Annotated in this window: 20 protein-coding genes; 10 read left to right on the top strand and 10 right to left on the bottom strand. The window is 43.5% G+C overall.

Going from position 1 to position 23794, the window contains the following annotated elements:
• Window positions 1–72 precede the first annotated feature (72 nt).
• The 3 genes from deoA to deoD all read left to right on the top strand — a co-directional run bounded on the left by deoA (window position 73) and on the right by deoD (window position 3553).
• Entirely contained in the window at window positions 73–1401 is a 1329-nt protein-coding gene (gene deoA / locus IJ23_RS04650; RefSeq protein WP_005380134.1) for a thymidine phosphorylase, read from the top strand.
• A 68-nt stretch (window positions 1402–1469) separates the two neighbouring features.
• Window positions 1470–2690: a phosphopentomutase gene (locus tag IJ23_RS04645; RefSeq protein ID WP_017635882.1), complete on the top strand. Its 1221-nt coding sequence runs from the start codon at window positions 1470–1472 to the stop codon at window positions 2688–2690.
• Window positions 2691–2833: 143 nt separating this feature from the next.
• Window positions 2834–3553, top strand: coding sequence for a purine-nucleoside phosphorylase (gene deoD / locus IJ23_RS04640; protein ID WP_033905569.1), 720 nt, complete (start codon window positions 2834–2836; stop codon window positions 3551–3553).
• Window positions 3554–3649: 96 nt separating this feature from the next.
• Here the strand turns inward: deoD and IJ23_RS04635 are convergent, their stop codons facing one another.
• Complete coding sequence (locus IJ23_RS04635; RefSeq protein WP_005391677.1) at window positions 3650–4255, bottom strand: YtjB family periplasmic protein; 606 nt, start codon at window positions 4253–4255, stop codon at window positions 3650–3652.
• A 91-nt stretch (window positions 4256–4346) separates the two neighbouring features.
• Between IJ23_RS04635 and serB the strand changes: the two genes are divergently transcribed.
• Window positions 4347–5327 carry a phosphoserine phosphatase gene (gene serB, locus IJ23_RS04630; RefSeq protein ID WP_005386439.1) on the top strand — a complete coding sequence of 327 codons (981 nt, stop codon included), beginning with the start codon at window positions 4347–4349 and terminating at the stop codon, window positions 5325–5327.
• Window positions 5328–5393: 66 nt separating this feature from the next.
• Here serB and IJ23_RS04625 read toward each other — a convergent pair whose 3' ends face one another.
• Complete coding sequence (locus IJ23_RS04625; protein WP_017820431.1) at window positions 5394–7742, bottom strand: PilZ domain-containing protein; 2349 nt, start codon at window positions 7740–7742, stop codon at window positions 5394–5396.
• Between the two features lie 136 nt (window positions 7743–7878).
• Between IJ23_RS04625 and radA the strand changes: the two genes are divergently transcribed.
• The gene (gene radA, locus IJ23_RS04620) at window positions 7879–9258 is read left to right on the top strand and encodes a DNA repair protein RadA (protein ID WP_005386443.1); all 1380 of its coding nucleotides are present in this window, start codon (window positions 7879–7881) and stop codon (window positions 9256–9258) included.
• Window positions 9259–9473: 215 nt separating this feature from the next.
• Window positions 9474–11564, top strand: coding sequence for an elongation factor G (gene fusA, locus IJ23_RS04615; protein ID WP_005386444.1), 2091 nt, complete (start codon window positions 9474–9476; stop codon window positions 11562–11564).
• Window positions 11565–11682: 118 nt separating this feature from the next.
• Here fusA and IJ23_RS04610 read toward each other — a convergent pair whose 3' ends face one another.
• Window positions 11683–12630, bottom strand: coding sequence for a LysR substrate-binding domain-containing protein (locus tag IJ23_RS04610; protein ID WP_033905566.1), 948 nt, complete (start codon window positions 12628–12630; stop codon window positions 11683–11685).
• A gap of 97 nt (window positions 12631–12727) precedes the next feature.
• Here IJ23_RS04610 and IJ23_RS04605 point away from each other — a divergent pair, with 97 nt between their 5' ends.
• On the top strand, window positions 12728–12937 hold the full coding sequence (locus tag IJ23_RS04605; RefSeq protein WP_005380156.1) for a DUF1127 domain-containing protein: 210 nt from the start codon (window positions 12728–12730) through the stop codon (window positions 12935–12937).
• A gap of 68 nt (window positions 12938–13005) precedes the next feature.
• Here the strand turns inward: IJ23_RS04605 and IJ23_RS04600 are convergent, their stop codons facing one another.
• A complete protein-coding gene (locus IJ23_RS04600) occupies window positions 13006–14697 on the bottom strand; it encodes an AMP-binding protein (RefSeq protein WP_025768211.1) in 1692 nt (563 codons plus the stop codon).
• A gap of 477 nt (window positions 14698–15174) precedes the next feature.
• Between IJ23_RS04600 and IJ23_RS04595 the strand changes: the two genes are divergently transcribed.
• Window positions 15175–16170, top strand: a complete 996-nt coding sequence (locus IJ23_RS04595) for a transporter (protein WP_005380160.1) — start codon at window positions 15175–15177, stop codon at window positions 16168–16170.
• Between the two features lie 224 nt (window positions 16171–16394).
• Here the strand turns inward: IJ23_RS04595 and IJ23_RS04590 are convergent, their stop codons facing one another.
• Genes IJ23_RS04590 through IJ23_RS04575 form a run of 4 tightly spaced genes read right to left on the bottom strand, consistent with a single transcriptional unit; the run spans window position 16395 to window position 18972 of the window.
• Window positions 16395–16961: a hypothetical protein gene (locus tag IJ23_RS04590; protein WP_033905565.1), complete on the bottom strand. Its 567-nt coding sequence runs from the start codon at window positions 16959–16961 to the stop codon at window positions 16395–16397.
• 54 nt (window positions 16962–17015) lie between these two features.
• On the bottom strand, window positions 17016–17693 hold the full coding sequence (locus tag IJ23_RS04585) for a C39 family peptidase (RefSeq protein ID WP_033905563.1): 678 nt from the start codon (window positions 17691–17693) through the stop codon (window positions 17016–17018).
• 5 nt (window positions 17694–17698) lie between these two features.
• On the bottom strand, window positions 17699–18022 hold the full coding sequence (locus tag IJ23_RS04580) for a hypothetical protein (protein ID WP_005380167.1): 324 nt from the start codon (window positions 18020–18022) through the stop codon (window positions 17699–17701).
• Window positions 18023–18042: 20 nt separating this feature from the next.
• The gene (locus IJ23_RS04575; RefSeq protein ID WP_005391691.1) at window positions 18043–18972 is read right to left on the bottom strand and encodes a hypothetical protein; all 930 of its coding nucleotides are present in this window, start codon (window positions 18970–18972) and stop codon (window positions 18043–18045) included.
• Window positions 18973–19540: 568 nt separating this feature from the next.
• Here IJ23_RS04575 and IJ23_RS04570 point away from each other — a divergent pair.
• On the top strand, window positions 19541–20185 hold the full coding sequence (locus IJ23_RS04570; RefSeq protein WP_005380169.1) for a helix-turn-helix transcriptional regulator: 645 nt from the start codon (window positions 19541–19543) through the stop codon (window positions 20183–20185).
• Between the two features lie 123 nt (window positions 20186–20308).
• Here IJ23_RS04570 and chrA read toward each other — a convergent pair whose 3' ends face one another.
• A complete protein-coding gene (chrA, locus tag IJ23_RS04565) occupies window positions 20309–21448 on the bottom strand; it encodes a chromate efflux transporter (RefSeq protein ID WP_017820434.1) in 1140 nt (379 codons plus the stop codon).
• A 112-nt stretch (window positions 21449–21560) separates the two neighbouring features.
• On the opposite strand from chrA, the gene IJ23_RS04560 reads away from it, so the two are divergent.
• Window positions 21561–22478, top strand: coding sequence for a LysR family transcriptional regulator (locus IJ23_RS04560; protein WP_152560881.1), 918 nt, complete (start codon window positions 21561–21563; stop codon window positions 22476–22478).
• A 170-nt stretch (window positions 22479–22648) separates the two neighbouring features.
• On the opposite strand, the gene ebgR is transcribed toward IJ23_RS04560, so the two are convergent.
• Window positions 22649–23635 (bottom strand): transcriptional regulator EbgR, encoded by a 987-nt coding sequence (ebgR, locus tag IJ23_RS04555; RefSeq protein WP_033905561.1) that lies wholly within the window; start codon window positions 23633–23635, stop codon window positions 22649–22651.
• Between the last annotated feature and the right edge of the window lie 159 nt (window positions 23636–23794).

Genomic DNA, 23794 nt, shown 5'->3' with positions numbered 1-23794 from the left:
CACCTAAACGGGTGCTACCAAACCTCTTCTATCCTACTACAACCATGGCTCAAAAGAGCTTGGGAGGCACTAATGTATTTACCACAAGAAATCATTCGTAAAAAACGTGACGGCGAAGTCCTAACCGCCGATGAAATCAACTTCTTTATTCAAGGCGTAGCGAACAACACGGTATCTGAAGGTCAGATTGCGGCGTTTGCTATGACGATTTTCTTTAATGAAATGACCATGGATGAGCGCATCGCCTTAACGTGTGCAATGCGTGATTCGGGCATGGTTATCGACTGGAGCCACATGAATTTCGGTGGTCCAATTGTCGACAAACACTCAACCGGTGGTGTGGGTGACGTAACTTCTTTAATGCTTGGCCCAATGGTGGCAGCGTGTGGCGGTTTCGTACCTATGATCTCTGGCCGCGGTCTTGGTCATACAGGCGGTACGCTGGATAAACTTGAATCTATCCCTGGTTACAACATTACGCCGAGCAACGATGTTTTTGGTCAAGTAACCAAAGACGCTGGTGTGGCGATCATCGGTCAAACTGGTGACCTTGCTCCTGCGGATAAGCGTGTTTACGCGACTCGTGATATTACCGCAACGGTAGACAATATCTCCCTGATTACGGCGTCGATCCTTTCTAAGAAACTGGCGGCGGGTCTGGAATCGCTAGTGATGGACGTAAAAGTGGGTTCAGGTGCATTTATGCCAACTTACGAAGCGTCTGAAGAGCTAGCAAAATCAATCGTTGCGGTAGCAAACGGTGCTGGCACTAAGACTACGGCAATTCTTACGGACATGAATCAAGTATTGGCGTCTTCAGCGGGTAACGCGGTAGAAGTTCGTGAAGCGGTTCGTTTCTTAACAGGTGAATACCGTAACCCTCGTCTACTTGAAGTGACCATGGCTTCATGTGCTGAAATGTTAGTACTTGGCAAGCTTGCTGAGAACACAGAAGACGCACGCGCAAAACTGATGGAAGTGCTGGATAACGGCAAAGCAGCTGAGTGCTTCGGCAAGATGGTTGCTGGCTTAGGCGGCCCTGCGGACTTCGTAGAAAACTACGACAACTACTTAGAAAAAGCAGAAATCATCAAGCCAGTTTACGCAACAGAAACGGGCATTGTCTCTGCAATGGATACACGTGCTATCGGCATGGCTGTGGTTGCTATGGGTGGTGGTCGTCGAGTCGCTACTGATGAAATCGACTACGCAGTTGGTTTCGACGAGTTCATCCGCCTAGGTGAGGTCGCAGACAGTGATAAACCTCTTGCGGTCATCCACGCTCGCACTGAAGAGCAATGGGAAGAAGCGGCAAAAGCACTGCGCAGTGCAATCAAAGTAGGTGGTGAATACACACCAACTCCAGAGGTTTACCGCCAAATTCGTGCAGAAGATATCTAATAGAACAAGTAATTACACAAGGCCTACTCAACCATAATAAAAAGCCGAGTGGGCCTAAGGAACGAGCAATGAAAAGAGCATTTATTTTAGTACTAGACTCATTCGGTATCGGTGCAACTGCCGACGCTAAAGAATTTGGTGATGTAGGTTCAGACACACTAGGTCACATCGCTGACCAATGTGAAAAAGGCTTAGCAGATAACGACAATCGCCAAGGTGCACTTCGCCTTCCAAATCTATCGAAACTTGGTTTGGCAATGGCGCATAAAGAATCGACAGGTCGCTTCGCACCTGGACTAGACACAGACGCTGAAATCATTGGTGCATACGGTCATGCAGCAGAGCTTTCTTCAGGTAAAGACACGCCGTCTGGTCACTGGGAAATCGCAGGTGTTCCTGTTCTGTTTGACTGGGGTTACTTCACTGACAAAGCAAACAGCTTCCCGAAAGAATTGACTGACCGCATTCTTGAGCGTGCGGGGCTTGACGGTTTCCTAGGTAACTGTCACGCGTCTGGTACTCAAGTTCTTGACGATCTTGGTGAAGAGCACATGAAGACTGGCAAACCAATCTTCTACACGTCTGCTGACTCTGTATTCCAAATCGCATGTCACGAAGAGACTTTCGGTCTAGACCGTCTACTAGAGCTTTGCCAAATCGCACGTGAAGAGCTAGAAGATTACAACATTGGTCGTGTTATCGCGCGCCCATTCGTTGGTGCTGGTAAAGGTCAATTTGAGCGTACAGGTAATCGTCGTGATCTTTCTGTAGAGCCACCATCAGCAACGGTTCTTCAGAAGCTCGTTGATGAGAAGCAAGGCAACGTGGTTTCTATTGGTAAGATTGCTGATATCTACGCAAACTGCGGCATCACTAAGAAAGTGAAAGCGACAGGTATCCCTGCATTGTTCGAAGCAACGCTAGAGCAAATCAAAGAAGCGGGCGACAACACGATCGTATTCACTAACTTTGTAGACTTCGACTCAGCTTACGGTCACCGTCGTGACGTAGCGGGTTACGCAGCGGCACTTGAGTACTTCGATGGTCGTATCAACGAAGTGCTAGAGATTATGGAAGAAGATGATGTGCTTATCCTAACGGCAGACCACGGCTGTGACCCAACATGGCCAGGCACTGACCATACTCGTGAGCACATCCCAGTATTGGTTTATGGTCAAAAAGTACCAGCTGGTTCTCTTGGCCGCCGCGAAACATTCGCAGATATCGGTCAAACATTGGCAAGTTACTTCGGTACTTCTCCAATGGATTACGGTAAGAACTTCCTATAATTAGTTAGGTTTTTGAAAACTAGGAGCTTGATTGCTCCTAGTTTTATGTTTGCAGTATGTAAATGCTGCTTGTCGGAAATGAGAATACTCTGGCTTATATCGCCTTAAGCGCGGAGCGCTAGAGAAAGGTTAAGGAAAAGAAAATGGCAACTCCACATATCAATGCTGAAATGGGTGCATTTGCAGACGTCGTACTGATGCCTGGTGATCCACTACGTGCAAAATACATCGCAGAGACTTTCCTTGAAGATGTCGTTCAAGTGTGTGACGTTCGTAATATGTTTGGTTACACAGGCACATACAAAGGCCGTAAGATCTCGGTAATGGGCCACGGTATGGGTATCCCATCATGCTCGATTTACGCGACTGAACTAATCAAAGACTTCGGCGTGAAGAAAATCATCCGTGTTGGCAGCTGTGGCGCAGTGAATGAAGACATCAAAGTGCGTGATGTTGTGATCGGCATGGGTGCATGTACTGACTCTAAAGTGAACCGTATCCGCTTTAAAGGTCATGACTTCGCGGCAATCGCAGACTACAACATGGTTCGTGCGGCAGAAGACGCTGCAAAAGCTCGCGGTATTGACGTTAAAGTTGGTAACCTATTCTCAGCAGAGCTTTTCTACACGCCAGATCTAGAAATGTTCGATGTAATGGACAAGTACGGCATTGTTGGTGTTGAAATGGAAGCGGCTGGTATTTACGGTGTTGCGGCAGAATACGGTGCAAAAGCTCTGACAATCTGTACGGTTTCTGATCATATCAAGACTGGCGAACAGACTACATCTGACGAGCGTCAAACGACATTCAACGACATGATGCTAATCGCACTAGATTCAGTATTGCTTGGTGACGAAGAGTAAGCGACGAAGAGTCATTCTATTTTTCGCTCTCAAGAGCTAAAAAAAACAGCCCACACATTGCGGGCTGTTTTTATATGAGTTGTTAGCGCTACCTAGTTACTTGGTTAGCAGCAGGTTTGGCGCTTTTTTACGACGTATCGGTTGTCGACGTAAAATCAAGATGAACAACATACCACAGACAAAGCTCATTAAGACCATCATGTACATATAACGATCGCTCTTGCGATAGTGGTGGTCAGAAATAGCCGTAACCCGGCCCGTCTCAAAGGTCACGCGAACAAAACCGATAAGCGCACCATCTGCAAAAACTGGTTCAACCAACTGCTGGCGACCAATGGAAGCTGTTGCCAAAGGCGTATCCAGGCCAAGAACTTCGCGTACCGATAATGCCTCTTCACTAGACGCTAAACGTACACCCTGTGCATCGTAGATTGTTGCATCAAACACTAAACGGTCTTGTGCTAGCTGGTTTGTTAGCTGAAGTAATCGTTCTTGATCTTTAGTTAAAATCATCTCACTGGCAGAAAGAGACGCCTGTGAAATCAAAACTTTGGTGAGCGTTTCAAGCTGTTGTGCTTGAATTTTCTCATTACCCTTACTGATCACAACACTGTTTTTTATTGTGATAAACAACATCACACACAGTAGGATTAGTGCCAGAATTCTTAGGGCATTCCTTACTGAGAACAAAGATTCACTCATGCTCTTTACTCATCCATTTAAAATAAAACAAAGACTTGCCTTTTTAGTTTGTTGAGGTAACGTTTTAGCAAAGTCATAAGGGATTATATACATGGACGCGTCAAAAAGCTTGCCTATCAGAAAACATACGACACTTTTAAAACGATTACCCGAGACTCGATTTGCCTCCCAATTAGATAAAGCAAAAGCAAACTGGATCGTATTTGCTGAGTACCTTTCGCCAAGTCACTTCGAAGACATTGATTTCTTCACCGGCTTTTACAACCCGATACTAGAAACGTGGAAAGTTGGCCAATATGAAGTAGCCCTGATGGCCGGAGAGTTGACTCCTCAACATGAAACGATCTTACAAAGTCTCAACCTAGATTACGCCTCGCTTAATGAAGTGCCCGATCTATCAACCCAAGGGTTGATTGTATTTGATATGGATTCAACGGCGATCCAGATAGAGTGTATTGATGAAATCGCGAAACTGGCAGGAGTAGGGGATGAGGTCGCTGAAGTCACTGAACGTGCCATGCAAGGTGAGCTGGATTTTGAGCAAAGTTTACGTCAGCGAGTTGGTAAGCTCAAAGGTGCCGATGAATCAATTCTTGAACAAGTTCGTTCCCAGTTACCATTCATGCCGGACTTTGAAGCGCTAATTGCGACGTTGAAAGCCTTGGGCTGGAAAACAGCGATTGCTTCCGGTGGTTTTACTTACTTCTCTGATTACATCAAAGATAAAGTCGACTTAGATTTTGCTCGCTCCAATCAATTAGAAATTATTGACGGCAAACTCACGGGTAACGTACTTGGTGATGTGGTAACGGCGCAGATGAAGTCTGACATTCTAGTGGAACTGGCGGATGAATATGAAATTGAGCAGCACAACACGGTTGCTGTCGGTGATGGCGCTAATGATCTTGTGATGATGTCGGTGGCAGGATTAGGGATTGCGTATCACGCAAAACCAAAAGTGGAAGCTCAAGCGCAATCAGCGATTCGCTTTGCTGGGTTGGGCGGTGTGCTCTGTATTTTATCTGGCGCATTGGTGAAGCAGCAAAAGGTTAGCTGGAAAGCTAAACCTTAACCATCCATTCAAAAACACCGCCAGAAAGGCGGTGTTTTTTTTTTTCAATTTGGTATGACTTTGAATTTACTCGGTTAACTCCAATCTAATTACAACCTCTTCAGTAATGTCTTCAAATTCACTGTAACCAACGAGCGCCGTCAACTCTTTTTCTAACTTGCTCGCTTGATGTACACCAAATTGGGTTAAGTCACTTAAATCTTGTTGCAGTAATGATGTCATCGGATCGAAAATTGGTGCAGTAGAAAGGCGAAGCACGTAAAAGTCACCCATCATTCGCGCTTTCTTTATAAATTGAATCCGCTCTTTTACGCTGTTGAACTCTTGATGAAGCTTTGACTCAATGCCTGTAATTTTATTGCCTACTTTTGCGGCGCTTATGTAGATATCCTGATGTCTGGCTTGAGCACCTTCTACACGTTTTATTGGCTCTGCGATTAATGTGCTTGTCCGGCCTTTAAAGATAGGTTCAAGTGACAACAGTTGGTCATGCCCAAGACGGGCAAAAAGCTCAATGTGTTTAGGTAGCGGCAAGTTCACCCCGATAACGGGGGTTTTGATTGAAGATGACGTACTCTTACTGATAAAAATGGGCGTGCTCAGCGTACGCGAGAGCAACATGCAGTGTAGCCTTTCAAGTAGAGCATTACTTGGTAGCGTCTCTTTTTGCGGGATTAGCTTGTCTTGATTGTGCTCGATAATGCTGTTGAAAAAAGCGATTACCTTCATGGTTTGGCTGCTTTCATCAATAACTAGCTGCACGCTACAACCGTCTGGGCTTACACGAATTACTCGGTATGGCACCGACATTAACGGCAATTTTTTATCGTAGAGTTGTAATTCTCGAAAGTTGATTCTTACCTCTTGCCCAGAACGTAACATCGTGGGCTCACTTAGCCTAATTCCGAGTCCTCGTTTGGAAAGGTCAACAGTACTGCCGCCTGTTTTAGTCTGTCCTGAGTACAACTCTAAAGGTGTTTTAAAACGATAACGAGGCTCTTTTCGACGAGACTTTGCATCAAAATAAATGCCCTTTGGATTGCCGATAACTCTTCTCGGATGGCGAAACGCGTTTAATGTATTAGCGGGTAAGCGCGGCTTTTCAGTTAGCAGGTAATCCTGCCCTGACTTTTCGTCAGCAATTTCTTGCAAAATACCAATATGAGTCAGTGATTGAGACGTTTCTGCCAACTCTGGAGAGAAAGCTGCTAGGTCTTCCTGTTCTTGCTCTGATAGTTCAAAGATTGAAATTCTAAAGGCGCGCCAACTCTCTCGTTTGCCACCTAAATGCCAAAATAGCTGGCGCTGTTCGCGAGTTGCTTCTGGGCGAAACATCGAATAGAAATAGGTTCGATTCTCGTGCTCGTGAGTAAATGAATAAAGGACATTGGTTGTTCCTTTAACACCAGGCTTAATGAGTGACGCGATGCGTTGCTCGTTGAATAAGGAACCAAACATTTGCTGGTTTCTCTCATCGTGCCAGTATTGCCAAAGCTTTTGATTGTTTGGCGTTAACATTGCTAATTTTAGGTCACTACCATCAAAGAATAGAGGCAAGCTGCTGGTGTGCTTTAGTGCGATGTGCTCATAACCGCGAGTTCGAGCTCGAATAATCTTGTCTTGATTGTCGTGACGAGCCCTTTTAACAGCACTGTTGAGCGCTTCATCTATCACTCTGGTGACGACATTGGTATCAGTTAAGCGTATGGTTCTGAGGTATCGAACTGAGTCATTTTCGTAACAGTCATCAACCGCGAGTATGCGGTATGCAAGCGGTTTCTCTATACCTGCAACGTTAGATTTGCTGGCAAATTCAGTAAACGTGACCTGAATAATTTCCCCAAGGTTATATTTAAATGCGCTAGGGACTTTGAACTTTGCGCCAGAGCTAGATAAATCAATGCTTAATCCATGAAGAAGCTGTCCTTTAGAACGGCAAATTTCAACTTGAGATTGGACTTTCAAGCGTTTTTCTTGGCGCTTTAAATCGTAGCCTAGGTGAACGGGTTCTGCTAAGAACGGGCTTTTAGGATCCGTTAACGATTGCGTTTTTTGCTGAGTAAGGCGCTTGCTCATTACGCGAAAGTTATTTCGCGTGTTGACCAATGCTTCCCACATTCCTTCCGTGTAGCAGCCAAACTTTTTGATGTTTTTATGGTAAGCGTTGAAAGCAACATCATCCAACCAATGTGGAATACCATCCAAAATATACTCGCGACATTCGCCTTGAACGCGACCTCGCAAATCAATGCTTTTTTTGCATGGAGCCATTAAGCGGTTAAGTTCCATTTTAACCAAAATTTTGGCCGAAGGCGGCTCTTCCTCGGTCAGTTGGCCAAGGACAAAGTCAAAGTCATTCGTACCGTAAACGGGAATGAGTCGTTCTGCGAGCGAGAGAATTTCAGATTGCTGCATTATTTCTGTTAGAGTATGTCGTTACTTTAAATTGTATCGGCTAAGCGAAGTAATACTTAAGTATATCAATAGTTCATTTCAGTTCAGGTCTGACTTGGCTGTGCTTAGTCACATTTGTAGAAAAAATTGAGGCATCATGGCGAAAGCAAAACGAGCGTATGTTTGTAATGATTGTGGCGCGGACTTTCCCCGTTGGCAGGGGCAGTGTAACGCATGTGGTGCATGGAATACGATAACAGAAGTACGTATCGCTGCATCGCCAACCGTTGCTCGCAATGAACGCTTAAGCGGCTACGCTGGTTCCGCAACAGAAGCTACGGTTCAAACGCTATCCGAAATTGATCTGCAAGAAGTACCTCGCTTCACCAGTGGGTTTAAAGAGCTTGACCGCGTGTTGGGTGGTGGTGTTGTGCCAGGTGCCGCAATTTTGATTGGTGGTAACCCTGGTGCAGGTAAATCAACCCTTCTGTTGCAAACCATGTGTAGTTTATCTGCGCAAATGCCAACGCTTTACGTAACCGGTGAAGAGTCATTACAGCAGGTGGCAATGCGTGCTTCCCGATTGGGCTTGCCGAAAGATCATTTAAAAATGCTATCGGAAACGAACGTCGACAAAATTTGCCAAATCGCCGAAAAAGAGCAGCCTCGTATAATGGTAATAGACTCGATTCAGGTGATGCACGTTTCTGATGTTCAATCGTCGCCTGGCAGTGTTGCTCAGGTACGTGAATCTGCGACGGCTCTGACACGATACGCAAAACAGAATAATGTTGCGGTATTTATTGTTGGTCACGTAACAAAAGATGGTACCCTTGCGGGCCCCAAAGTTCTTGAACACATTATCGACTGTTCGGTACTACTCGATGGTGGAACGGATAGCCGATTCCGCACTTTGCGTAGTCATAAAAACCGTTTTGGTGCTGTGAATGAGCTTGGTGTCTTTGCAATGACAGGCCAAGGATTGAAGGAAGTGAGTAACCCATCAGCGATCTTCCTTTCTCGTGGTGAAGAAGAAACATCAGGCTCTTCAGTCATGGTGGTTTGGGAAGGCACGCGCCCTCTACTAGTAGAGATTCAAGCGCTGGTGGATTACTCGCAGTTAGCCAACCCTCGTCGTGTTGCGGTCGGCTTGGAGCAGAACCGCCTATCACTTTTGCTCGCTGTGTTGCATAAGCATGGTGGCTTACAAATGGCAGACCAAGATGTCTTTGTTAATGTGGTTGGCGGTGTTAAGGTGACGGAGACAAGCGCTGATCTTGCTTTAGTTATGGCGCTTTTATCGAGTTTTCGTGACCGTCCACTCCCTAAAGATGTGGTGATTTTTGGTGAGGTAGGGCTTGCGGGCGAAATCCGTCCAGTGCCAAGTGGGCAAGAGCGTTTGAATGAAGCGTTCAAACATGGTTTCAAGAAAGCCATCGTGCCAGCAGCCAACATGCCGAAAGGTGGCATCCCTGGCATGCAAATTCACGGCGTTAAGAAATTGTCGGAAGCGATAGAGGCTTTTGACGAGCTGTAATGCTCATAAGAATGGTATTTGTGCAATCACAAACTGTTCTATCCGTCCTCAATAAAATGCGAATAAAGTACATAAATTGCTGTGTTTGACTATGCTTTGGGGACGGAAATTTCACGTTAAAATTTTTTTTCTTCCATCCGCACGCAAGGGTATCAGTATTGACAGAATGTGATATACTCTGCGCGCACTTTATACCTTATTAACAGAGTAAGACAATGACTGATTTATCAAAATACAGAAACATTGGTATTTTTGCTCACGTAGACGCGGGTAAAACTACCTCTACAGAGCGTATCCTAAAGCTAACTGGTAAGATCCATAAGATCGGTGACACTCACGACGGTTCAACTACTACTGACTTCATGGAGCAGGAAGCTGAGCGTGGTATCACAATCCAGTCTGCAGCAACAACTTGTTTCTGGAACGATCACCGTCTAAACATCATCGATACTCCTGGACACGTTGACTTCACTATCGAAGTTTACCGTTCTCTAAAAGTACTTGACGGTGGTATCGGTGTATTCTGTGGTTCTGGTGGTGTTGAGCCTCAGTCAGAAACTAACTGGCGTTACGCTGACGAATCACACGTATCACGTCTGATCTTCGTTAACAAACTAGACCGTATGGGCGCAGATTTCTACAAAGTTGTAGATCAAGTACAGAACGTACTAGGTGCTACACCTCTAGTTATGACTCTACCTATCGGTATCGAAGAAGATTTCGTAGGTGTTGTAGACGTACTAAGCCAACAAGCTTACGTATGGGATGAGTCTGGCCAACCAGAGAACTACGAAGTTCAAGATATTCCAGCAGACATGGTAGAAAAAGCTGCTGAATACCGTGAAATGCTAATCGAAACTGCTCTAGAGCAAGACGAAGATCTAATGATGGCTTACCTAGAAGAAGGCGAAGAGCCATCTCTAGAAGACATCAAACGTTGTATCCGTAAAGGTACTCGTGATCTAGCATTCTTCCCAACTTACTGTGGTTCAGCGTACAAGAACAAAGGTATCCAACTTATTCTTGACGCGGTAATTGATTACCTACCATCTCCAACAGAAGTTGATCCACAGCCTCTAACTGATTCAGAGACTGGTGAGCCAACTGGTGAAGTTGCGACTGTATCTGCAGACGAGCCACTACGTGCTCTTGCATTTAAGATTATGGATGACCGCTTCGGTGCTCTAACCTTTATCCGCATCTACTCTGGTAAGATGAAGAAAGGTGATACAATCCTTAACTCTGCAACTGGTAAAACAGAGCGTATCGGCCGTATGGTTGAGATGCACGCGGACGAGCGTAACGAGATCGATTCAGCACAAGCTGGTGACATCATCGCTGTAGTTGGTATGAAGAACGTTCAAACTGGTCACACTCTATGTGATCCTAAGCACGAATGTACTCTTGAGCCAATGATCTTCCCAGATCCAGTAATCTCTATCGCAGTTAAGCCTAAAGATAAAGGCGGTTCTGAGAAGATGGGTATCGCGATCGGTAAAATGGTTGCAGAAGATCCATCATTCCAAGTTGAGACTGATGAAGATTCAGGCGAAACTATCCTGAAAGGTATGGGTGAACTTCACCTAGACATCAAGGTAGATATCCTTAAGCGTACTTACGGCGTTGAGCTAGAAGTTGGTGCTCCACAGGTTGCTTACCGTGAAACTATCACTCAAGCAATCGAAGATAGCTACACGCACAAGAAACAGTCTGGTGGTTCTGGTCAGTTCGGTAAGATCGATTACCGCATCAAACCAGGTGAGCCAAACTCTGGCTTCACGTTCAAATCAACAGTTGTTGGTGGTAACGTACCTAAAGAATTCTGGCCTGCAGTTGAGAAAGGCTTTGCGTCAATGATGGAGCACGGTGTTCTAGCTGGCTTCCCTACTCTAGACGTTGAAGTTGAACTATTCGACGGTGGTTTCCACGCAGTTGACTCTTCAGCTATCGCTTACGAAATCGCAGCGAAAGGTGCATTCCGTCAGTCTATGCCTAAAGCTGGCGCGCAACTTCTTGAGCCAATCATGAAAGTTGACGTGTTCACTCCAGAAGATCACGTTGGTGACGTAATCGGTGACCTTAACCGTCGTCGTGGTATGATCAAAGACCAACAAGCAGCGTCTACAGGCGTACGTATCAAGGGTGATGTACCTCTATCAGAAATGTTTGGTTACATCGGTACTCTACGTACTATGACTTCTGGTCGTGGTCAGTTCTCTATGGAGTTCTCACACTACGCACCATGTCCAACAAACGTTGCAGAGCAAGTAATTGCTGACGTTAAAGAGCGTAACGCTAAGAAGTAATTCTTAAGTTAACTCTATAACTTGAAAGCCCCGCTTAGTGCGGGGCTTTTTGTATTTAGCAGTCTTATACGCAGAGCGTGTTTGTTTTATTCCTATTTAGCGTTTGTTTTGACGATTGTTATGATGCCGTTCTAGTACTGTTGCCTTTTAGGTCAATGGTCTTAAAGTCTGGTACCACTGACTTTTCAAATATTTCTATTTCTTCCTTCAACCATTGCGCAAACAATTGAGCTTTAGGTCTTTTTAAGTAGCCTTTTGGCGCACACAAGTAATACGCAAAGTTGGGCTTGATAGCGATATCTCCAATTCGGACCAATTTGCCAGAACGAAAATATTGATGAGCTAAACTGTGTTTTACCAATGCGACGCCTTGAAGTGATAGTGCAGCCTCAAGCACGAGATGTGATCCACTGTATTTTAAGGTAGGCTTTGCTGCGCTGTGACCCAAGGCTGCTAACCACATATTCCAATCAAGATCAGGCCAAACATCTTCAATCAGCTCAGCTTTGCTTAAATCCTCGATGTTATAGATCCCGTGCTCTTTCTGATACACCGGATGACAAGCAGGATAAAAAGCTTCGTCCATCAGCCATTGTGATTCTAAATTGGGATATTTTCCTAAACCGTAACGAACACATAAATCTATCTGGCTATCTTGAAAAGACACCAAATCATTGGTTGGTTCTAATAGCAAGGCGATATCAGGGTGACGCTGGCGAAAAGCCGTAATTTTCGGGACTAACCAATGATGAGCGAAAGAGGGGAGTGTTGATATCGAAAGGTGGTTCGGGTTTGGATCTTGATTGACTAATCTTACCCCTTGCTGCAAATGAGCAAACCCTCTTTCTGCCTGACTAAACAGTAGCTCTCCCTCTGGTGTGAGCACGATTTTTCTGTGCTGACGAACAAATAGGTCCGTGCCTAAGAACTCTTCTAAATGACGAATTTGCTGACTAATGGCCGCTGGCGTAACAAACAGTTCTTTTGCTGCCGTTTTAAAGCTTCCTTCCTTTGCTGCAACGAAAAAGTAATACAAGCCCTGTAAGGGAGGCATTCGATCTTTCACATTAGTTTTCCTTAACTCTATGGCAGATTCTATCGTTTGAGGATATCAGCGTAGTCGCTGATTATTAAGTGGTCAACATTGTATAGGAATCTTTGAAATGGAAAACATGACACACACTTGTGAGCGTACTATACCTACTGCCCATCAGAGCGGGTTACAGTTAATTTATTCTAAACTGGCGGCTTGGAGAAGGAACTATAAGACACGTCGTCACTTGAGAGAGTTACCAAAGCACCTTTGGGACGATATTGGATTAGGTGAAAGGGAGATTAGTTGTGAAGTGAGTAAGCCATTCTGGAGAGAGTAGTTTATGAGTTTGATTCAAGCTCAAAGTTAAGTTGCACTCCCCAATGGTGTTGAGGAGTGCAAGCAAAATTACAAGTCTTCTTCCCACACGACCAATTCATCTTTTGGCCAATTGTGGCCTATCTCATGATACTTTTGTTCGAGCACATGACGTTTAATTTTAAGCGTTGGCGTCAGTACGCCATTTTCTATACTCCAAGGTTCTTTAATCATTAACACACCTTTGATTTGCTCATGAGAGGCGAGTTCTTGATTCATCCTGGCAATAACTTTACGTGTGGTACGTGCGTATCGCTCTCGATCAAAGTTAGGGAAGTCATGTGGCACAACCAAAAGAATCGGAGCGGGTAGCCCTAAACCGATGAGACACATCATCTCTACGCGACTGTACTCGAAAAGCTTTTTCTCGATAGGAACCGGAGAGACAAATTTACCTTTGGCGGTTTTGAAGTTATCTTTTTTACGGCCTTGAATCGTTAGATAACCATCTGAGTCGATAGCGCCGATATCGCCTGTGTGTAGCCAGCCCTCTGAATCAAAAGACTCTTGGGTGGCAATGTCATTTTTGTAGTAGCCAGAAAATAGCCCTTTGCCACGCACCATGATTTCATCATCAGCTGCGATTTTTAACTCAATGCCTGGTCCTGCATTACCGACACTACCGATTTTGTCAGCTCTAAATGGGTAGTTGAGCGTGCTGTAGGCAAATGATTCCGTCATCCCCCAAGCCTCTGTGATATCAAGGCCCACTGAGTGGTACCATTCCAACAGCGCTGGCGAGACAGGTGCAGAGCCACAGCCTAATACTCGAGCCTGATCTAAACCTAGACCATCTGCTAGCTTTTTCTTGATCAAAGAATTGACGAATGGGATTTTCAACAGAATATTGAGCTTCTTCTGTGGAAGTTTGTCTTGAATACGTTGCTGGAATAGCGTCCATAACCGTGGGACGGAGATAAACAGAGTTGGTCGGTGCATCTTCACATCTTCGATAAAAGTGTCCAGTGACTCTGGAAATGCTGTTGGCACGCCACCCATAATCGATGAACCGAAGATATAAACACGCTCTGTAATATGAGCGAGCGGTAAATAAGAGAACAATCGGTCGTTTTCTTGGATACCAATATGATTGATCAGTTGCTGAACAGACCAACTGAATGCGCCGTAAGTTAGCATCGCGCCTTTCGGTAACCCTGATGTGCCTGAGGTATACACCAACGACATTAGCTTGTCATCGTAATGCTGCGGACGCTCTTTACTTGGCACTGCATCAGCAATGAGCGCTTGGTATTCGTGCTTACACTTTGGTGCCGTGTCATAAGGTAGAGCGATGCTAATGAGTTCAGGCATAGCATCAATGACTTGCTGAGTTGCTTTGGGATCATCGAGTTTTCCGCCAATGATCGCTTTACTTTCACTATGAGTCACACAGTATTCGATGGTGTCTGCACCGGCGGTAGGAAAGATTGGCACACTGACATAGTCACCAAGCATCATAGCAAGATCGCAAATAAACCATTCTGCACAGTTTTTAGATACTAATGCGACTTTGTCGCCAGGCTTTACACCAAGTGAGCGTAGTGCGCTGACAAGTTTTAAGGCTTGATCTGCAACATCAGAGAATGTGTACTCAACAAATTGTCGGTTAATAATTTGTTTTAGGTAGACCTCATTTGGACGCTCTTGAGCCCATTTGAGGATCATTTCATTTGGTGGTGGGAGAGCGCAACCAGCAGCGCTATTTAGATTCGGCTGATTCATTTTAAGTGACTCCATGTCTTCTCATTGTATTTATAATTGTTAACGCATTGTTAACTTTAGCATGTTAAATCGCGACACGGGAATGCATTTTGATGAAATATGTGGGGAAGATAGCGTTAGTTATGGTTGAAGTCGGAGCGACTCGATCTAAAAAAGCAATGTGATTGATGCTACGCAAAAGAGAACAGGCTTTTCAGCTGTTATGTCATATCGACTTCATACTAAGAGCACAGGTAAGCAATTTATTTTATTAATAATATTGCGAAAACATAGAATCTATCCTAATTATTTATTAACTAGTGGCTTAGTGTTGAAGATAAGTATAAATGTCTCCTAATTTCTTCAAAGCGCCAAACTTAAAGGTATGTCGTGGTTTTGAAGTAGCTATACTAATCTTACTTTGGAAAGTTAGGAGCTTCACCTCAAGCTATTGCCTGAGATTACTTGGGTACGATCATCAGCAAAAGGAAAGATGTGATGTTACGGAAGACTTTACTGGGTACCTATCTTTGTAGTTTATTCATTGCGGGGAATGCATATGGTGCTGAAGGAGATGATATTCCTCAGCGCGCCCAAACGGTTGGTGATGTTATTGAGCGCCCAGGCGTTCTCACACCTAAAGGTAAATGGTCATTTGATTCGTCTTTAAGCTATACACAAAACTCTTCAAACAAAGTATCTGTTGTTGGGTATACAGTCTTACCAACTCTGATTGTTGGGCGAATTGAAGTGAGTGATTCGGATAGGACTACAGTAACCGTTGGATTAACTGCTCGGTACGGTTTAACAAACGCCACAGAGTTAGAAGTTAGAGTGCCGTATGTGTATCGTAATGACCAAGTTTCTACGCGCCCCATTCAAGATGGTTCAAACAGTGAAGTAGTAAACACAACGGTGGATGGCGGAGGGCTTGGTGATGTAGAGTTCGCATTGAGGCACCAGTTTAACTTTGAGTCTGCGCCATACTGGGTAGGTGGCCTTAGAGTAAAGTCGGATACAGGACGATCGCCTTATGATGTTTCTATTGAAGATGGAAGCAACTCATTTAGTGATGTCCCTACAGGTTCGGGTTTTTGGAGTTTTGAGCCTAATTTATCTCTTATTCACCCTGTTGATCCTGCGGTCTTGTTCGCTAGTCTAAGTTACATTTATAACTTAGAGGATACTGTTACAGTTGGCGACACAAAAGCTGATGTTGAACTTGGAGACACTATTTCTCTTTCAGGAGGAATGGGGTTTGCGGTGAATCCTGATCTTTCATTCTCTTTAGGACTTAGCCATAAAACTATTTTAAAAAGCAAAGTAAATGGCAGATCGGCAGATGATGCTAAGTTGCTTCAATTAGATGCATTAACTTTTGGTATAAACTATGCCTTTAGTGAACGCTCATCTATCAATGTTAGTGCTCAAGCTGGTCTTACAGAAGATACTCCCGACTTTCAATTAACAGTACGAGTACCTTTTAATTTGTAAAATGGATATTAGGCCCTTGAGTCTTGGGCCTAATTTATCGTTAGCGCCTAGTGTTCGCATTATAAATTGATTGGATTATATTGGATAAAGTAGGTATATATTCTTAAAATGATGGTGGCCTATTGATATATCTACCTTTCTTTTGGTATGTAATCATAGATATCAGTCGTTTCTAATATCAAAGAAGCTTAACGTGACAATTTTTCAGATAAAAATGGAAATGCTCATTGAAGGTGGTTCAATAAGGCGTCTTCTAATTGTTTGTTTGCTTTGATTTCCCGTATTACCCCATTTACTTGAGCATCAATGTCTACGAGCGTGCTAAGTCCAATAATACTGTTATCTTTCGTGTTTTGAATAATATTGATAATACTTGAATTTATAAAGTCTGAACTTATTATATTAGGATTTTGAGACGAAGGCATTTTGGGTGAATCTATAGAATCATCTCCAATAATATTTCCTTCACCAAATTGTATGATGTTAACAATACCCTGGTTGAAAATATCTCCACTTTGATTTTCACTATTTGCGCTAATGTTTTTTAAATTACCATTTTCAATTACTAAGTTGGCAATGTTTGTGTTCAAAATATCATCGCCATTTATAGTCGTAGTAATGCTTAATCCAATATTAATAATATACTCGTCCGTAATTTGGAAGCCACCTCGATATTCTTCTAAAGATAAATTTGAAAGAGGAGTAAGTTCTTGCAGGCCAACATCTTTAGCATTCACATTAAAATGAGGTATTAGCATACAAAGCACTAACAAAAATTTATTGTAGTTCATAATGCAGGCCTTTCAGGTTGTTTAGTTCTTAAAGTTATTTAAAACAATGTTATATTAATTTTCACCGGAAACTGGGAGAGTAATGCTAAATACCCCTAAGGAATCTCTAGACACTCCTGTTTTTAATGGTGATCTTTGATATACGGTGAAATTATCATTGGTTATAAAGCTAGACCTTCCCATTTCCGCTTCGTTACGGACCAGTAACACAATTCCTTGGTAATATTTTTCAAACTCATCCAGTTTCATTATCATGGTTCCTCTAGAAGGGTCTCCTAGAATAACTGAGTGATTGTTTATACCTCTGATGACAACAAAATGCATATACCCATCGAAATTAACGAGAGTAATCCCAGGGACGCCGACTTCTTTAATTTTCTCCAATCCTACTTGAAAGCCGTCAGAACGTAACCCTATGGAATCCAAGTAAAACTTCATATCCAACAAAGAAAAACCTTTCTCTTTGATTTTTTCTTTATCACCTTTTTCAAACATGCTTTTGAAGATATCTTGTTCAGATGACTCTGTTGCATAATGAAAAGTGAGAAGAGAAGCCAGGGCGGCAGAGCCACAGCTGAAGTCATACTGTTGGCGAAAAACATCACCGAACACTATTTCTTTGTAGCTTTTAACAGGAACAGAGTAATGTGCTCGGTAAGGTAGCAGTTCTAATGAAATGGCTGATGCTGAATAAACGAGCATCAGCCAAATTACGTTATTTAATACTTTCATATTGTTTACTTGAGTGTCAGGTTAACGACGGTAGAGTTCTGGATTAAAACGTTGTTTCCGCTGTTCTGAATTACGTTGGATATACCCGAACTGTCTGCGAACGCTCCACTTGATAGTATATTGTTACCACTCACGGTGTTTGACGCGACATTATCTGACGAAATACCATTGATATCTGATTCTGCATAAACCAAGTCGAGTTCAACATTTTGTCCACCTCTTGATTCATTCATGATATCCAAGCTAACTTCTCCGCCAGATAATGCAATGTCATCAGCGAGTGCAGTGCAGGCAACTATCATACTCAAAGTACAGATTGCCAAACGCATCGCTTTCTCCTACTAGTCGGTTACTCACCCCCAGTAAACACACTTGCATTAGTTGTAACAGATTGTTGTACAAGTGAATTTGAACCAGCATTCTGACCAACGGTAGTAATACCAGCCGCACCACCAAGACCACCAAGGGTGTTCATGTTTTCAACTCGAACTCGAGTATCATCCGCGTTAGTTGCATAAATAACTGATGCACCTGTAACACCACCCATTAGGCTTGAGCTCGCAACAACCATATCTGTATCCATATGGACTTGATTGAAGCTATCAACATTTGTTGAGCTCGAGTCACTTTGATAGTTACTATTGTCGTTAAAGCTGTTCGAGTTTGTTGTGCTTGAATCAGCGTAGCTACGGTTATCACTCTGGTTACGGTTGTCGCTTTGATTACGATTATCGCTGTTATCGTTAAAGCTACTGTTGATACTAGAGTCACTGTTGTCGTTGTTGCTACGTCTTACAGTAGTACTAGAGTCGCTGTTGTCGTTGTGGCTTCTATTTGTGTTAGTACTTGAATCACTACTATCACTATTTAGGCTCACATCAAGATCAGCACTGGTACTGTTGTCGTTAGCGTTAGACGTACTATTGTCGTTGTGGCTTTGAGCTGTGTTAGTGCTCGAGTTTGAGTTGTCGCTGTTGTTATTAAAGCTGTCATCAACACCAAGAGTTGCACTGTTGTCAGTGTCGCTGTTGTCGTTGAAGCTATGACCAATACCTAGTGACGCACTATTATCGCTGTTGTCGTTGAAGCTATCACCAACACCGAGAGATGCGCTATTGTCACTGTTATCATTGAAGCTGCCAGATAAACCGATATCGGTATTAGCGCTGTCAGTCCATTGCATGTTGTCGTCTCCATCATCGATCTCATTCGCGATTAGAGAGCCACTAAATAAAATTGCTGACATTGCTAAAGCAAGCCCTGTTTTGTTTAGAGTCATAACGATTACTCCATTTCCTGTTATTCCTGATTAAAAATGACTGCACTTAACTTCTTGCTGCTTCCTTCAAATGTTGTGGGAAGCGATGAAATTATAAGAAAGGATCAGTGAAAGCTGTTCTCATTATTGAGAATGATTCAGGCTGGAAGGGAGTATTTAGGTGCGTCTCTTTAAGGTGTTAAAGAAAAAAATAACATAATCATAATGTTATTTTTTGTATTTACTTTAAGTACTCATCAAGTATGAAATGAAGCCAATATAAAGAAGTAATTCGTTCTATTGCACTGAGCGGAGCAGTCATCCATTTTTTATAAATGGTATTTTATCCAATTATTATCTTTATTATTTAATATTATAAATCATATCCTTATGCTAACACAGGTTGAAAAGTATGGATAAAAATATAACATGTTCATACTTTTTAAGTCTTTTTCGGTGCTGAAAAGCAATGCGATATCATTCTGAAGTGCTATATTTTCTACTTAAAATGAAGATAAATTCTCTTTGCTATCCCCAATTAATTTTCTAACGGGGGTTGGTGAAACAGGTAAGTTAATGTGGTGGGACTATGGAAAAGAAGCACTTGATACTGCTAGCTGAGAGTAATTTACAAAGTAACTTAATAAAAAAACAGCTGTCTTCCATTCATGATGTCGATGTAAAGATAATGCAACCAGATGAAGTGGTGTTCAGAAGTCACTCACTCAGTATCGATTTGATGTTTATTGATTACGATTTTATGCGTCAGCTTGAAGTACAAGGAAAGTTACCAGATTTTGATCTATTTGGGTGGTCCTTTATGCTTCACAACGTCCCTTGTGAAAAAGTACAAACGGACTTACTGCATTGGAAGTTGTTAAAAGGAATTTTGCTCCGAAGTGCATCAGTGACACATATATGTGATGGCGCGGAATACGTACTGAAAGGTGGGTTGTGGCTACCAAGAATGTACCTAGAGAAGTTAGTCCTCAATTATCGGCATGCAAATTTGTCCGAAGAACAGCAGCATGATGAGTTAACATGCAGAGAAAAACAGATTCTAGAGCTACTTGTGTACGGCATTTCAAATCAACAAATTGCTTCAAGACTTTTTTTATCTGAAAGTACAGTGAAAAGCCATATATACAAGTTGTACAAAAAACTCGATGTCCATTCTCGTCATGATGCGGTTAAGTTGGTAAGAATGAACAATGGCTTAACCGAGAGAAGTTAAGTCACAATTTGTGATGCTCTTTTTATCGGGGTCTGTTCCGTTTTCACTATCTAATCTAAGCAAGGGCACTCGTATTTGAGTGCCCGTGGTTTATCTAGATTCAATAGTTGGCGTATCAGCAGGCTACATCATGCCCGTGACAAGGCCTGCTGCCACAAAAAACACGATCATCCATAGTACCGAAAGGTTGAGCTTTTTGTGTAGATAGAAACCCGCAATCACTAACGCCATGTCGATGGGAGCAACAACTGCGCTGCTAAATACTGGCTGGTAAAGTGCCGCGAGTAGTAACCCTACTACCGAGGCATTTACACCGTTGATGGCGCCGGAGACCAGCGGTTTGCCTGCCAGTGCTTGCCAGTTTTTAAGAACGCCAAGCAGTAAAAGAAACCCTGGGAGGAATACGCCAAGCGTTGCGATCAGAGCGCCTAAAATTGGCGTATCCGAAAGCTCATAACCGATAAAAGTCGCAAAGGTGAACATTGGCCCTGGTACAGCTTGTGCAGCGGCGTAGCCTGTTAAAAATGCATCTTGGCTGAGCTGGTCGCCAACAATGTTTTGCAGAAGCGGCAGCACCACATGACCGCCACCAAACACTAAACTACCAGCTTGGAAAAAATCACTAAACAGCCCAAGCAAAGGTAACGTATGAGCCACTAATGGTAAGCCGAGTAAAAGCACCGCAAATAGAGCCAATGGCGCGATAGACGGTTTAAACGGCTCGGCTGATGACGCGGAGTCTTTCTTCAGATATCGCGTACCGACAAAACCTGCTGCGATCAACACGAACATTTGCGTCATGATGCTTGGTGCCACCAGCAACGCAATCGCAGTCGCGACGCACAAACCCGCGGTCAGTTTACTTTGGCAGAAGTTTTTGTACATGCCCCAAGTCGCATCCGCCACGACGACGACTGCGAGCAGTTTTAGGCCGTGAACGATGTTTTGGAACACTGCGGTGTCGGTGATTTGGCTGCTCACCATCGCCAGCGCCAACATGATGATCACCGAAGGAAGCGTGAATCCGACAAATGCTGCGCATGCGCCACCTAAACCGCCACGTTTATAGCCTAAAGCAAAGCCAACTTGGCTTGAGCCCGGTCCCGGCAAAAACTGACTGAGCGCGACAATTTGCGCGTACTCGCTGTCATCAAGCCATTTCAGTTTCTCAACAAAGGTTTGGCGAAAATAACCAATATGAGCCGCCGGGCCGCCGAAGCTGAACCAACCCAGCCAGAAAAAAGTTTTGAATATGGTGAACATGTCGAGCCTGTTTATCTAAAAAGCATTGTTGCTAATTTATCGAATGCTCTAAAATGACTCAAATTGATGATTTTAATTTCATCTATGAATGAAATGGGATGAGGATGTTGGAGTGAAAGAGGACATTCAGTGGCGCAACATTGACTTGAACTTATTGGTGACGTTTTCCTACTTGTATCGCTATCGAAGCGTTAGCGTCGCGGCAGAGAAAAGTTACGTTAGCCAGTCGGCGATGAGTCATAGTTTGTCTCGTTTAAGGTTGTTGTTTGACGACCCGCTTTTTGAGCGAAAAGGGCACAAGATGGAGCCCACCGAGCACGCTCACCACATCGCGCCAACTGTGCATCACTTGTTGGATTCTATCGCCAAAGACTTGCTCACTAAGTCTGCCTTCCAACCTGAAAATTACGCGGGTGTATGTCGCATCGGGTTAACGGATTATGCCGAGTTTATCTTTGCTCCTCGGCTTTATGACGAAATACGCCAGCGCGCCCCAGAGGCGCAGATCAGTTTTATTAACGTCAATCGTAGCAACTACGTGGCATTAGCTGAGCACGAAAAGCTCGATGTCATTATTGGCAGCATGCCGGTGTTGGATGACAACTTTGAGAGCTTGTACTTGTACACCGAAAAACACGTGTGCATGTGTGATAAACAGGTGTTGAAAGGGGAAACACAGCTGTCTCTGGAAGCGTTCGCGAACATCGAGCAAGCTCTGGTAAGTCCCGATGGGAGCTTAAAGACACAAGTAGACCAAAAGCTCGCAGAACATGGCTTGAGCCGCAAAGTCACCGTGGCGTCGCGCAACTTTCTCACTATTCGGCATCTATTGAAAAAGCGCGATCTCATTGCCATCGTGCCAGAAAAAATGGCGTTGGCGGAGGGCTTTTCGGACGATCTCATTACTGTTAAGCCGCCGATCGCCGTTGCGGATTTTGATATTGCCATGCTGTGGCATTCCAGCCGAAACAATGAAGACAAAGGCATTTGGCTACGCGAGTTGGTTTCTTCGACCATCACCTCTAAATGATAAACATTTGGGGCACTCATGGTGCTTAGAGTGATTTGTTGTTGAACTTCTTACTACCCGCTGAGTTATCGGCGTTACGCCGAAACAGTACTGATTGTGCAAAATGAATATCTTGGGTTAGGGGGGGATGTTCCAGATTTAATTCATAAAAGAGATTAATGGAAAAGGTATCATTGAGTTGTACCACGTAGTTTAAGCTCTGTTTGAACGTATACATGAAGAGGGAGTAAGCGTCCATCTCGGTATTTTTCCACTAGTAAGTTCACTCCCTGAGTTCCCATCAACTCAGAGTGAATACGAATTGTAGACAACGGCGGAAAGGTAAAGCGAGCAGTAGGAATATCATTCATACTAATCAGTGTAATATCCTCTGGTATCTTTAAGCCAAATTCATGGATTGCACGTACTATGCCAATCGCGATGGAGTCTGAATCAATGAATACTGCTTTCGGGAAGTCACCTTTGGCTAGCATCTCTTTCGCTAAGTTATAACCGGACAAACTAGAGCAGGCACAATAGTGTATATCATGTTCTGCGACCACGCCTTTTAGATAGCCATAGTCCAAAAACACATTTTCACGAGTGTCAGCTGCGTCGTGCTTGTCTTGACCGCCAATATAACCGATGCGGCGGTGGCCTCGTTGTACAAAGAAATCAACTATTTGCCTACTGATTCGAATAAGGTCGACATCAACGCAATCATAAGGGCAGGTTGGATCTGAAAAGTTTATGTAGCAAATGCTATCGGCTAGACGTTTAGGTAATTTATCTACTACCTTTTGGTCGACATTTCCGACTAAAAGGACACCTGTTATCTTTTTCGTTTCAACATCAATTTCACTGTTATAGCAATTGGTTAGCGTAATACCTAATTTGTCGCATTGCGTTTCAATCCCATGACGAATTGATAAGTAGTAAGGGTCATTCACCTCTGTTTCTTGTTTGTAGTTATATAAGGCTAAAAAGTGATGTTTTTGCTTAGCTTCTTTGATGCCTTTCTTCGAGCTACTGGTGCGGTACTCCAGTTTTTCTGCAATTTCCAAAATGCGGTATTTGGTTTCTTCTTTAACGCTCAACGTTGGGTCGTTGTTCAAAACCCGCGATACGGTTGCAAGTGAGACGCCTGCTTCAATGGCGATATCTTTTAGCTTTGCCATGTAAATTTCCCGTTGGCACTGCCCAAGTGTGAGCTCAATAATCTGACTATTTTAAACAGCTACTTAGATATGCACAAACCTTTAGTAAGACAGTCCTAAACACTTTAAATCATCATATCAAGCCAAATTGTTTTCATGAAATAGACTCTATTGAGTAAT

The sequence above is a fragment of the Vibrio sp. OY15 genome (assembly GCF_000742455.1).
Classification (GTDB): Bacteria; Pseudomonadota; Gammaproteobacteria; order Enterobacterales; family Vibrionaceae; genus Vibrio; species Vibrio alginolyticus.
Note: the sequence above shows the minus strand (reverse complement) of the source record. Positions and strands in the feature narration are given on the sequence as shown.